Raw genomic sequence first — 13,385 nt, 5'->3', positions numbered from 1 at the left:
GTACCATTTGCTTTATGCATTCGAAAATAATATCCAATCTTATCTCTGAACAGTTCGTGATATCGGCTTATGATCGGATTTACATCTGATTCAGATAAGACACAAACTACGTACATATTTAGGTTTAAAATCTTTTTCGTACTAAGATTTTAGTTTGAAAGGCAAAACCTTCTTTCCCCATTCTTTGCAGCGAACGGCATCAATTTCATGCATGATCATAAAAGAAAGTCCAAAATAAAAAAAGAGGTACTCCATCATGGGATTAAAATTAGATTTACTAAATATACAGGCAAATTTAAATTCTTTTTAGCATACTGCAAGCCTCAACCAAATCTTCTATAGCAATAGATAAAAAGCGAGTAAACCAGCGGAGGATATAAAATAAAAATCCCCCTCTTATCTAGTCTAGATGTAATATATTTGCCATTCTATAGCAATCGAGCAAATGTCAATTAAAAAAAATAAAGTATACCGCAGAACGCGTTATTTGTTGTATAAAGAAACACTCGTTGATTTTAAAGAGCATTTTTGGGCTTTTATCGGCTCATTTGTTGGGTTAGGAATGATTTGTTATCTTCATTTCGAGGCATTTTCTCAATACGACCTAACCTTGCTCATTGGTTCTTTTGGAGCAAGTTGTGTTTTGATTTATGGCGCCATTGGCAGTCCGTTGGCACAACCTAAAAATTTATTCTTTGGTCACCTTATTTCAGCTGTGATTGGAGTTACCATTTTTAAACTACTAGGCAGCTACATTTGGATTGCAGCTCCCTTAGCAGTATCCTTATCTATTATTGGGATGCAAATGGCTAAATCCCTACATCCACCAGGTGGTGCAACTGCGCTGATTGCTGTAACAGGGGGTAGTAGTATAACCAACTTGGGCTATACCTATGTATTTTCACCTGTATTAACTGGGGTTATCATTTTGTTTATTGCGGCTCTTATTTTTAATAATATTCCACACAAACGACAATATCCTGTAAAATCGTTTATTTTATTCCACCGAATAAAAAGACGAAAATAGAACCTCTTTAGCTTCTTTTTATGCTGAATGAATGAAGATCACACTAGTAAAAGCAACTTAAAAGTAGATAAAGTTTAGAGGTAGACTCAAAAAAAAACCTGTCAAGTAGAAATACTTAACAGGCTTAAAAGGGATATGATAGGTAAACTATATCATGGGTTTATCTTTTGATTGAAGAAGGAGAAAAACCGAAATGTTTTTTGAATACTTTACTAAAGTAAACGGGATCTTCGAAACCAACGGCCCAAGCAACATCAGCAACAGTTTCCCCTTTTTTCAATAGTTCAATTGCCTTCTCCAGTCGAATATTTCGGATAAACTCTGCAGGTGTTTTTCCGGTGATGGTTTTAAGCTTTCGAGTAAGCTGACTGACCGATAGGAATACCCCCTCAGCGAGAATATTTACTCCAAACTGTAAATTGGAAATGTTTTTCTCTACTAATGCTGTCACATCATCTACAAATTTTCTATCTCGACTGTTTAATTCTGGCGTTTCTTCGGCCGTTGGGAGGGTGTTGCCTTTAAACTTTTTGCGGAGCAATTCTTTAAAGGCCAAAATATTTTTCACGCGGAGCTTGAGCTCTTGAAGGGAAAAGGGTTTGGTCAGATAATCGTCAGCTCCAGTTCCCAAACCAACCAGTTTATCATTTTGTTCGGCTTTTGCCGTAAGTAATACAATCGGGATATGGGAAGTAGCGACATTGTTTTTGAGTGTTTCACACAATTCAAATCCGCCTATATTGGGCATCATAACATCGCTAATAATCAAATCAGGTAGTATTTCTTTTGCTAGTTTTATACCATCCTTACCATTTGAGGCTTGTTCATAACGATATTCGTTTCCTAGATTCTGCACGATAAAAGAACGCAATTCCGATTGGTCTTCTATAATAAGAAGTAAAGGAAGCTCTGCATTTTGCAGTTCCTTTTCCTTGTTTGTAGCTTCTGCTTCTTGCCTAATCGGGAAGTCCGTATTTAATTCGACATCGTCTGTGCGATCGATATTTTCTATTTGCGCGCTCATGATCCAAAAGGTAAAAATACAACCGCCCTCGATGGGAGATTCTAGAACAATATCACCTCCGTGTAGTGTGACTAATTCTTTGACCAATGCCAATCCAATGCCCGAGCCAGCATAAGTACGTTGTCCGGGGTCGTCCACTTGATAAAAGCGTTCAAAAATTTTAGGCAAATGCTCCGGGGCAATACCTTCTCCCGTATCTGCAAGGGTAACAGTCATTTTGCCTTCTAGATAATCTATAGTAGCCGTTATACTTCCTCCCGAAGGTGTATATTTGATTGCATTGGATACTAAATTGGCAATAATAATAGTCAAAGCTTCCGAAGAATAGCCAAATGGAGACGCTGCTAATTTTTTTGCATTTTCGGTTTGCTGAAGTAGGAGTGAAATACCTTGCTGTTCAGCATAAGAATGAAAAGATTGTACCAACATATTGACTTCGTTTAGCACATTTGCATTTTTGTATTCCAACTTGTATTGGCCACTTTCCATTTTTGAGAGATCAAGCAACTGATTGATTAAAGTAAGAAGTCTTTTTCCATTTTGTTCAATTTCATTAAAACGAGAAAAATCTTCCTGACGTCCGTTCTCTTTCAATACTTCGATATGCCCGTTGATTAAAGTGAGTGGAGTTCTGAATTCATGTGAAATATTAGCCAAAAATCGAGTTTTAAACTGTTCATTTTCCTTTATAATTTCTACCTCTCTGCGTTGCAACTCTAGGTTTTGCTTTTCAACTTTCAATTTTTTATTTCTCAACTTAAAAAAATAAACAATTAAAGTGGTTAATATCAGCATCCCTCCAAATCCAGCAAAAGCTACATTGCGCTGTAATTTTTTTGTTTTAAGTTCGGCTTGGATAACGGCTGCTTTTTTATCGAATTCATAGCCCATGGATAATTCTAGGCTTTTCTTTTCTTTTTCTTCGTTGATCAGGCTGTCGCGATAAACGATATAGTGTTTGTAGTTTTGGTAAGCATCTTTGTAATTTCCCAGCGTGCTGTCTACTAGTGTAAAATTGTAATACAGGTCTCTAAGTAGGCTATTCATTCCTATTTCTCTGGCAAGGGTCAAGGATTTTTCGTAGTTAGTTTTAGCAGAATTCGGTCGATTTAATTCAAATTCAACAAGCCCAATATTGTTATGAGCTTGTGCGATGCCATATTTATCACCAATTTCTGTTGCTAATTCTAAAAATTTAAAATAATTTTCCAGTGCTTCAGTGTACTTACCTTGCTCTTTATAGATAACACCTATGTTGTTATAAGAACCCGAAATTTCATGTTTATTTTCTAGTTCTTCTTTTATTTTCAAGGCTGCGAAGTGACTTTTTAATGCTTCGGGGTATTTACCTTGAAGGTGATAAACAACCCCAATGTTATTGTAAGTCATTCCAATCCCTTGTTTATCATCAATTTCTTTAACTATTTTCAAGGTTTTGAAGTAGTTTTTCAATGCTTCGGGATATTTTTTTTGATTTTTATAAATAATACCGATATTGTTAAGCGAATTTACAATTCCCTTTTTATACTCGATTTCTTCAAATATTTTTAAAGCTTTGAAATGATTTTCCAGCGCTTGGGGATAGTTTCCTTGATATAAAAAAATAATGCCTATATAATTGTATGAATTTGCAATTCCTTTTTTGTCTCCGAGCTCTTCAGTTATCTCCAAACCAGCGTGGTGACTTTCTATTGCTTCTGTATAATTGCCTTTAAATGTATTGATGATTCCGATAATGTTGTAAGCTCTTGCTTCACCGCTTTTAAAATTTAGCTTTTCCGATATTTTTTTTGATTTTTGAGCATAGTTAATCGCTAGATCAAATTGAGATACTCTTAACAAAAGAATAGCTAACTCATTCATATGGTTTACCGTTAAGGTATCAGGAGCGGTTTGTTTCTGCAGAATAGTTGTAAGCGAGTCTATTTTTATTTGCTGCATCTGCTTTTTTTCTTGTGCAAAAAGCACCAGATTAATTAAAAAAGTAACAAGGATAATTCGATAGGGGATCGTGTGGTGATTAAACATGATTTGTTTTTAAAAAAGGTCAAAAGTAGAGAAAAGAATTAGATACCTAAGCCATGTTCTCCTTCAATTTAGTAACTAACTTAACCTTTGTTTTTTTAGCGTTTGAGGAAAGGCAATGTTATTGGTGTTATACCCATCCTTCTCGAATTGATTTAACTAGTAATTCCTGCAAATTCTTACACCCTGATTTTAGTAAAATATTTTTGCGGTGATTCCGAATAGTAAAGATACTACGACCTAAAAGAGTAGCTATCTCCTCACTTTTTTTTCCTTGTACCATATAGCGCAATATCTCCCGTTCTCTAGGAGTAAATAACCGATTTGCTGTAGTAAACTCTTGTGTTAAAGGAACATTGTAATAAGAGGGGGCACCTTGCATGCCGATAAAGGATAATTTGGGAATTCCCGTAACATTTAAGTGGGAGATATCCGTTAAGATCGTTAAGGTGCGTACACCTCCTTCTGGAAAATAAAGAAGAGGAATTGTTTGTTGTTGTATTCTTTTTATTGCGCCACTCTTTGTTTTAAAACGATAGTCATAAGCAAATTTATATTTAAAAACTAAATCCTTTGTTAAACCAGAAAAAAAGCGAACTGCACTTTGCTCATAATGATAAAAATAAGGTAGATCTTCTGGGTGTATACGATCTATAACAAATGGCAGGTAAAACTCCTCAGCTGTATAACCTAAAACATGTTCAATAGAGGGGCTCACGTATTCGATTTCGGCCTTTAGTGTATTGAAGATTAAATAAAAATAATTTCCAAAGTGAAACACATCCATGTAGCGGTTAATAAATTCCTCTTGCGAGAGATCGATGGGTTCGGTTAGTCCTTCGGGAATATCGTCCCAAATATCGCGCAATTTGTCAATGCTGTTATCCATAGTTAGTAGGTGCTAAGTGTTATATAATCAACAACATGGTTCGGTGTGTTTATTTTTAACAAAAATATAAAAAATATTTTTGTTAAAAAAATTAACACATTGAATAGTTCTTTATGAAATTGATTGTAAAAAGCATAGGAAGCTTAGTTGGGCTAATCGTTTTATTTAGCTCTACTGATATAGTAGCGCAAAGAACATCCACTTCTTTTTCTTTATCGCAGCAAGGTACTCGTTTACAAGTTAGTATGGAGTATCAATTTGAAGATAATAGCGTTTTGGGGAGATTTTCCGATGACTATCGTATCAACGTGCAAAATAAAACCAACGATAAACGGCATCGTTATAGGGAATACGAATTGGGAATACGAATTGGAAAAGCTTGTATAATCAAATAGAAATGGATTTTATTTCATATCCAAAACGTAAGCTGGGTCTGTAGTAGTTGGATTGCACGTAGCGCTCTACCTTGGTTTTTAAAGACGTAGGGCCTATAAAAAAACGACTTAACTTTTCAGGAATTTTTCATTAACATTTTAAGAAGTAAAAATGTTATCAGTGTGTTAAAATTATTAACTTTGTCTCTTGCTATTGACCCTAAAACTAGGACTGTCAAGCAACAGAAAACCGTATTCTTTGATTAAAAATCAATTGGACTTTATTATGAATCTATTTTTTAAAAAACTAAGTTTTAGTTTACTTTTTATGGCTGCTACTTCTACAGCTTTCGCACAAGACACACCTACTCAAACCCCTAAAGAGCCTAATAACGTTTATATGGGATTGGGACTGGGATTGGATTACGGTGGAATGGGGGCTAAAATTGAATACTTGCCTGTTGAAAATTTTGGCGTTTTTGCTGGTTTAGGTTACAATTTAGAAACAGCAGGGTGGAATGTAGGTGCTTCTTATAAACTGTGGGCGAGCGAGCGCTTGTCTATTAATCCGATGGCTATGTATGGGTATAACGGAGTGCTTAAAGTAGACGGAATTTCTGAATACGATATGGTTTCTTATGGTGTTACTTTCGGTGTCAATCTAGATATTTACGTAGGCAAAAAGGGCAATAAAATTAGCACGGGACTCTATGTACCTATTCGTTCTAAAAAATTTATGGATAATTACGATGCCGCTAAAGAGGATTACCGCGTGGTGATGAACAACGAATTGCTACCAGTTGCTATAGGTGTAGGGTATAACTGGAAGATAAATTAGTTTATAGCTATACGATTTAACGATAAAAAAAGCGTTGTACAACCTACAATGCTTTTTTTATCGTTAAAAATAAGTACTAAAAAAAATAGTGCGTAATTATTTAAATAACAGTAGTTAAAACAGTGTAAATGAGCAGAAAAAAACAAATTTTAAAACATAGCGCAAAATCCTTTTTACTTGCTTTTATCCTTGCTGTTGTTTATTTTATTCTGGGTAATGCTTTGTTAAAAGGAGCCTATGCTGAGCTTTTTCACTTTTTTGTTGCTGTAGGTCTATTCATAGGAAGTGTTGTTTTTTATTTCTTATTTATCTATTTTAAATCGATAAAAAAATTAAAATGGCTCTTCGGTGGACTTGCTATTTATCTTGCGATTACGGGCATAGCAAGTACCAATTTGGATCTTTATTTTATAAACTTATTTACTAGTAATAAGCTACCAAAACAGTATTTGGATTATCAAGAGATAAACGAGCCCCTATTGCATTTTAAAAACAAAGAAATGAGTCTCTTAATGGAAGGCGATGTTCCTTTGAATCCGTATCTAACACCTGAACGACACTTAATTCTAACTAAAGCCAAATTTGAAGGAGCAGACAGGGAGCAAAGATTAAAAAAGGAATTCTATAAATTCGATACCTACGGTAATTTACTTGCTCTATACAAATCTTCGACGGAGGATGAACTATTTTTTGAGGGCTATATAATCAATCTAGAGGAAAGTTATTATAAAACCTGGGCTTTAGATGGAGATACGCTAAAGAGAAAAATTGAAATACACAATGCCGATTTCAACTTTGATAGCCAAAAGCAGATTGAATTCATTGGAAATATAGAGAAAAAAGCTACTTTTTTCTTTGCTGAGAATTATTACAGTTTAGCTGATGGAACGTATAAGATCTTTGAAAAAGTGGTCTTTTGGCAAGATAATACGTGGAATATTCTTTTTAATGATACCAAAGCATATCGTGGAATTCAAAAAAAGGTGAGCAACGAATTATTTCGATCCTATTCGACGGACAAGTATGAGTGGGTAGTTAATGAAAATCCAACTATCCAATACCAATATTTTCAAAAAATAAAATTGGAAGAGAACGACCTATGGCGGGGATTTTTATATACAACTGTGCGTATTGATCAAGATACCTTAAAAATTAAGGAAGCATTAAGTATGAGTGATACGTGGAAGAATGACCAAGTTAAGATCAACAATAAACTTGTGGGCAATCTATACCGAGCCGGACAATCTGATTTTTTGCCTTATTTATACTATGCGCATTCAAGTCTGCACTATCAATTGTTTTCCAATGATTTAAGAAAACTATACCTAATTAAAAATAAATGAAAAATTTAAATCGATTGCCCCTTTTTTTGGTCCTGTTCCTTGTCATCAGTTCCTGTTCTTCTCGTTATATTAAAGTGGTTAACCCTGATACAAAAACAGCATTTGGCATAACATTGAAAGCGCCTGCTCAAGCTATTTTCTTTGTTGAAAATGTAAACGTTACAGGAGACAATGAAAGGCATACCAATCTAGCCAATTCGCTGTACAACCAATATGGCCCCGCAACGGATAAACGAGTGGTAGGAAGAACGGATGCCAAACAGCTAAAATTTATACTCAAAGACAAAACTTACTTGATTGATATTACAAAATTGAAGAAAAGAACAGCCTTGATTCTGTTTGATGGAAAAAACAAACCTATTATTGAATATAAAACGAAAAAGTATAGGTCTTTGATTCAACGCCATTTTGGTTCTTAATCAGAATAGGTGAGCATAGAATAGCCTTCTTTTCAAAAATGAAAACGAACTTAAAACGCTGACTAAATACATGAAAACAGTACTTTATACTCTCATGGTCTTTTTTTTTGCAGGAATAACTTCTTGTAACGCACAAAAATCAAATGAAAATCAAATTGACGATGAATTCTTTATCCCTGTTGAACAATCCAAGCTTTATACTCGTGTTGTTGGCAATATTGAAAAGCCCATTATTATTGTACTTCATGGAGGACCAGGTGCGTTTTCTATTGACCACGAATTCTATAGAGATGTATTTGAAAAAGAGTATTTAGTTGTCTATTTTGATCAACGAGGAGGAGGTAAATCGGAAAATTTTACAGATAAATCAAAGCTTACAACGGATCAATTTGTTGCTGATTTAGCTCTAGTTGTAGATTACGTTAAAAACAAATATCCAAATAAAAAAATCAATCTACTCGGCACTTCTTGGGGTGGTACTTATGGTTTTTTGTATTTAATTAAACATCAAAATGAAATTAATTCCTTTATTAGTAGCTCTGGATTTGTAGATAGTCCACAACGAAATTTTGCCTTAATAGCGCATGAACGCAAATTAGCACAAGCTCTTTTAAAACGCGATACGGATCAGCATAAAAGAAAGAGATATAAAGAAATTTTGGAGCAATTAGATGCAATTGAAAAAAGTGGTTTTAAAAACTTCTTTTTAGATATGAATACCATACGATATGAAATTCCCAAAGATTTGGGTTTCGATGTTTATTGGGCCAATCCAGCTTTGAAAGAAAAAAAGGATGCCTTATTTCAGGGAGATGATTTTTTTGCCCGAGTAAAATATACCCCAGAACTACTCGAAAAAGCGATTGAAAGATTGGAATACGTAAATGAGGTATTTATGAATACGGAAGCTTATAACAATTTAAATATTGTAAAAGAGCTCAGCAGCATAAGCACACCAACCTTAGTTATTCAAGGAGAATATGATTACGCAATCGGAACTGAACAAGGCAAAACCATATTTAACGCCCTTATAAATATTCCTGAAAAGGATAAAGAATTAATTTATATCAAAGACGCATCACATAATACCCCTTTTGAAGCACCTGAGGTTTATTATGAAGCACTTAAAGCTTTTTTTAAGCGGTACAATTAACTAGTAAATAGGTCGTTTCGAATAAAAACAACCTCATAATCATTCATTTTCAGTTCAATTGATTGCCCTTTGGAGCTTGCTTAATATCTATTCTTAATTTTTAGACGCGTATTTTTAACATTTTGCAATATAATTATAAAATATTTAAGAATATTTTTTTTAACAATATTATTTTTATTTAAAAAATAATACTTTCGCTGTCGAAAATCCTCTAATAATGGAGGGAAATAATTTAAAAAAAATGAATATGACAAAAAAAGTATTTTTACTTACAGCGCTTACGTTTTTTACCATGAATATGGTAACTGCAAAAGCAAAAATTCCAGTTTGTTTACCTTGTGAAACAATAGAAACAACCCTAGAGTTACCTACTGATTCTGAAATTCAAAAGATCGTAGGTCAAAAAGTGAACCTGGCTTATCTAAATACGGAGTATGGTGCATTGACAATGTCTATTTGGAATGAGAATGGACGATTTGTGTTGGCTGATATTTCAAATAACACATATTTTGAAATTGACGATCAAATCGCTACAATATTAAAGGAAGAACACAATTTTGATGTAAAAACAGCGGAAAGTCCTTTGTCTTTCTGGAAAAAAATAGGAGGAAAACTAGTTTTTATACTTGTAATAGCCTTGATAATTTGGGGATCACTTCCCTCAAAGAAAAAGAAGGTACAACCAACTACTGTTTAACTGTATTAAGTTATGAATCCACTATTTTTAATCCCCATTGTTTTAGTCATTGCAGGCGTGTGTTTTATGATTTATATGAATAAAAAACACAAAACAGTAGCTACAGCCATCGACTTAGAGGTTGAAAGAGGCAAGTATGAGGTTTATAAACAAGCTGTATTAGCAGAAGATTTTTCTCAATTAAACGTATGGATGAAGGGAAAGTCGATCGATGCTTTTACTTCAGCATCTGTTCCTGAATCAACGGCTACCAAGGTTGAGCATCTTGTAAGTGAAGGCATACAAAATGTTGCTTTGTCGGCAATTGGCCTGAAATTAACAAGCATTGAAACAGCCTGTTTCTGGGTTTTAAGCGGAAGTGATTTACATTTTTTCAGTACGGATACAGCGGGTGAATTAAGTGAGCATATTATTTTTGATGCGTTTAGGATTGAAGCAGCTAAACTTCAATACAATGGTATTTTAAAATCGGTATTGGGCGTATATTCAAAATCTTCAGCAGAGTATTTACCTAAAGTACATCTCATTACATTTAATATAGAGGGTACGGAGTTAACGCTTGAAATTCACGATAGATTAAATTATGTACCGGATCCAATGGACCTTTTAAATGTAGAAAAACAATTTAGAACAAGAGCGAAGTATCAGGTTGTTGGTGAGCGATTTATACCAGCGCTACAAGCTAAGTTTGCTAACTTAACTTTGAAATAAGCGCAAGTATGAGTTTCTTTTCAAAAATTTTAAATGCGTTTAAAAGTATTCGATTAAATCCAAAAAATGGAGTAACGGGACAGCGATTGGATCACCTCTTACTCAGTTCAATGTATGCAGAACAACAATCGGCTTATCTCAATTCCTATGAAACAGGGCTTAGTACGGCTACAATAAAAACCCTTTTAGAAGACTATTGGCAACTCTTTGACAAGGCTGATGCCCTTGAGATTCTATCAGATTTGCAAAATAGAAATCAAGATAAATACATCGATATTGTCTATCGAGCATTTGAAGATAAAGAAAATTATGTAGCTATTTTAAAGTCAAATTTACCAGCTGAGGAAGAGGTTTTTAACTATTATTTAGCGATTTATAAGGATTTAAATAATCTTGTGCCTGAGCTGATAGAAGAGGGAGTAGTCCAAAATTTTGCAATTTTGCGTCAAATAAAAGATGCGGGTTGGAATTATGGAAGAGGTGCATTTCTTGCGCGCTGTTGTTTTGACATGGGGTATCTTACAGAAGAAGAAATAAAGGACTACTTAGAACAATCCTATATCGGAATAAAAACCTATTGCAGTTCTTGGAAAGAATATACAGTTAGTTATATTTTTGGAAGAGCTTTATGGAGTGGTGCGAATAACAATGGAATGATCCAGATTGCCCAAGACTTATTAGAAAATGAGACAAGCCCATTGAAAAACAAAACGTTTTTTTAATCAAAGTCATACTTTGCACGCCTATAGCCTCAAGTTAATTCTGTCAGGAGCTAGTAATGCAATGTTTAAATTAATACAAGTTTACTAAAAAAGAGTAGTTTATTGCAATATCTACTCTTTTTTTTTATCTAAAATCAGCTTTAAAATAGCGTCCGTAAAATGATTGAAGAAGCGTTGAACTATGTTCTATTTTGGCATGATCTTTTCGTATTTCGTTTCTCCATCTAGCAGTTGACTTCGCTTACATCTGTGCCTTTACTAAGGAACCTCTGGGCTCATCTCGTTCTTGTAGTACAAGGTCAGAATGCAGTAATTTAGCTGCTTCTGCCGAATCTCTTACTTTTGAAGCACTGCGTTCAAACATCGCGGACTCAAAGGGAGTTAACACAGCTGCTCGTAATCCCTTTTTTTTTCCTTGTAAGTTGGAATCACAGCCTTTGGTTATCGCACGTGCCAAGAGCAAAGCATCTAATAAAGCCTGATTTGCTCCTTGTCCTTTAAAAGGGCTCATGGGGTGAGCGGCATCCCCAAGTAAAGTAATTGCATTTCTTTTTTCAAGGAATTCCAAGTTAAGTAATTCTCGATCATAAACGGGATAACCTGAGATTTGAGCGGGTAGCGTAGCTTTTAAGAGCTGCGGAATCGGATCGTGCCATGGGGTTCTACGGCAGGCTTCTTCTTTGAGTGCATCAGTTCCTAAAGCACTTAAAGCCATAGCCTCTTTCTCAGCAATGGGAAAACTAAGTTGCCACATCACGGAATCTTTCGTATAAGGCATTACATAAATGCGCTCTTTGCCATTGGCCGTTTGAAACACCGTTGCCGAATCGAGTAAAACACTTGCTGCAAAACCTTCTATAGCCGTTAAAGGGCAAATTCCCAAGATAACCATACAGTCCAAATAACGCAAAGGCGCCACCGCTTCACCGATTAATAATGTTCTCACCGCACTGCGAATTCCATCAGCGCCAACGATAAGATTGGCTTTAGCCGTTTTTATCTCTCCCTTTACTCGAAAGTTCAATTCGTAGTTTTCTGCTGAAATTTCCTTATAATCCATAAATTGATGGCCCCATTGTATCAGTTGATGCTCTCCGGGCTGACTTTTGAGCTGATTGTATAAGGCCAAGCGCAAAGACTGACGCGCGATATGTATATTCGTTTTTTTAGGTGTTTTTGATGGGGTAGATGGATTCCATTTTCGGAGTCCCCAGGCTGCAAGTACTTTTCCTTCCGTATTGTGAACCACATGTTTGGTAGAAACGACTTGATCTTCTAGGGCTAAAATACCCAATCCCTTAATGGCTTTACTTGCTTGCTGCAGGGTAAGTCCATATCCTTGTGCTCGCGCATAAAAATTAGTATCGCGCTCATAAAGTGTAAACGGAATTCCACGGTGTAAACAAGCAACGGCAAGAGCCATTCCGCCAATGCCACCACCAACAATAGCAACATGCGGATACCTGTTACCATCTGCAACGGGAGGACTTTCGCAAGGGAGTATCCCCGATCCTAAACACTTCGAACAGGTATATAAATGGGGGGTAAGGGGAGTAGCGCCTACTTCCTTGTCTATTTTTGTGTCTATTTCTGCATCCGTTTCTTCCTTCAACGGGTTGGTCAACTTCGGAGATTTGTATTTTACTTTTTTACTGCGTCCCTTACTTTTTTTTCCAAGGCCTTGACACGCTTTGCAAATGACCCAACTTACCTGGTTTATTTCTGTTCTTTCCATCTCTATTGTATGCCATTTGATTCCACCCCCTCAACGAAGAAAAGAACGCAACAGACACTATTGCGATTTAATATTGGGTACAAATTTACTATAAATCAGTACAAATTAATTACGTACACAGCGTTAATTAAGGAATAATCTTCTCTCGTTTTTAGTTGCTCCAATAAGGGTATAAAAGAATTTCGACTCTTTTTATACGCTGTAAAACCTAGCTTTCTATTTTCGAACGGGACTTAAAGTTTGATATGCCTTTTAGCATCTGCAAGCATACTATACTAATCCAGAAGAAAAACTCTTCTGGATTTTTTGTTTTAAAAGGGCATTGAGGATCGTATTTGGTCTAAAATAACACCGATATGCTTGTTAAGTATTTTAAAAAATGTAGTTTAGTAAGGTTAAAACAGGATTTAAAAAATAACTAAAGGATT

At 35.1% G+C, this 13,385-nt stretch carries 12 protein-coding genes; 9 read left to right on the top strand and 3 right to left on the bottom strand.

The window, feature by feature from the left end; translation table 11 throughout:
• Positions 1-445: 445 nt before the first annotated feature.
• The gene (locus FBR08_RS14885) at positions 446-1,027 is read left to right on the top strand and encodes an HPP family protein (RefSeq protein ID WP_158963506.1); all 582 of its coding nucleotides are present in this window, start codon (positions 446-448) and stop codon (positions 1,025-1,027) included.
• 160 nt (positions 1,028-1,187) lie between these two features.
• On the opposite strand, the gene FBR08_RS14880 is transcribed toward FBR08_RS14885, so the two are convergent.
• Entirely contained in the window at positions 1,188-4,079 is a 2,892-nt protein-coding gene (locus FBR08_RS14880; RefSeq protein WP_158963504.1) for a tetratricopeptide repeat protein, read from the bottom strand.
• A 127-nt stretch (positions 4,080-4,206) separates the two neighbouring features.
• On the bottom strand, positions 4,207-4,965 hold the full coding sequence (locus FBR08_RS14875; protein ID WP_158963502.1) for a LuxR C-terminal-related transcriptional regulator: 759 nt from the start codon (positions 4,963-4,965) through the stop codon (positions 4,207-4,209).
• Between the two features lie 113 nt (positions 4,966-5,078).
• On the opposite strand from FBR08_RS14875, the gene FBR08_RS14870 reads away from it, so the two are divergent.
• The 8 genes from FBR08_RS14870 (at position 5,079) to FBR08_RS14835 (ending at position 11,222) form a co-directional block, all read left to right on the top strand.
• A complete protein-coding gene (locus FBR08_RS14870) occupies positions 5,079-5,360 on the top strand; it encodes a hypothetical protein (RefSeq protein ID WP_158963500.1) in 282 nt (93 codons plus the stop codon).
• 265 nt (positions 5,361-5,625) lie between these two features.
• Entirely contained in the window at positions 5,626-6,177 is a 552-nt protein-coding gene (locus FBR08_RS14865; RefSeq protein ID WP_158963498.1) for a hypothetical protein, read from the top strand.
• 128 nt (positions 6,178-6,305) lie between these two features.
• Positions 6,306-7,520, top strand: a complete 1,215-nt coding sequence (locus tag FBR08_RS14860; protein ID WP_158963496.1) for a hypothetical protein — start codon at positions 6,306-6,308, stop codon at positions 7,518-7,520.
• Entirely contained in the window at positions 7,517-7,939 is a 423-nt protein-coding gene (locus tag FBR08_RS14855) for a hypothetical protein (RefSeq protein WP_158963494.1), read from the top strand. The genes FBR08_RS14860 and FBR08_RS14855 overlap by 4 nt, the downstream gene beginning before the upstream one ends.
• Positions 7,940-8,009: 70 nt before the next feature.
• Positions 8,010-9,092, top strand: coding sequence for an alpha/beta fold hydrolase (locus tag FBR08_RS14850; protein ID WP_158963492.1), 1,083 nt, complete (start codon positions 8,010-8,012; stop codon positions 9,090-9,092).
• A gap of 247 nt (positions 9,093-9,339) precedes the next feature.
• Positions 9,340-9,789, top strand: coding sequence for a hypothetical protein (locus FBR08_RS14845; protein WP_158963490.1), 450 nt, complete (start codon positions 9,340-9,342; stop codon positions 9,787-9,789).
• 12 nt (positions 9,790-9,801) lie between these two features.
• Positions 9,802-10,500, top strand: a complete 699-nt coding sequence (locus tag FBR08_RS14840) for a hypothetical protein (protein ID WP_158963488.1) — start codon at positions 9,802-9,804, stop codon at positions 10,498-10,500.
• An 8-nt stretch (positions 10,501-10,508) separates the two neighbouring features.
• On the top strand, positions 10,509-11,222 hold the full coding sequence (locus FBR08_RS14835; RefSeq protein WP_158963486.1) for a DUF1266 domain-containing protein: 714 nt from the start codon (positions 10,509-10,511) through the stop codon (positions 11,220-11,222).
• Between the two features lie 241 nt (positions 11,223-11,463).
• On the opposite strand, the gene FBR08_RS14830 is transcribed toward FBR08_RS14835, so the two are convergent.
• Positions 11,464-12,957: an FAD-dependent oxidoreductase gene (locus tag FBR08_RS14830; protein ID WP_158963484.1), complete on the bottom strand. Its 1,494-nt coding sequence runs from the start codon at positions 12,955-12,957 to the stop codon at positions 11,464-11,466.
• Positions 12,958-13,385: the final 428 nt, after the last annotated feature.

It is taken from the genome of Myroides fluvii, assembly GCF_009792295.1.
Lineage (GTDB): Bacteria > Bacteroidota > Bacteroidia > Flavobacteriales > Flavobacteriaceae > Flavobacterium > Flavobacterium fluvii_A.
The sequence above is the reverse complement of the archived record's forward strand: the minus strand, read 5'-3'. Positions and strand labels throughout refer to the sequence as shown.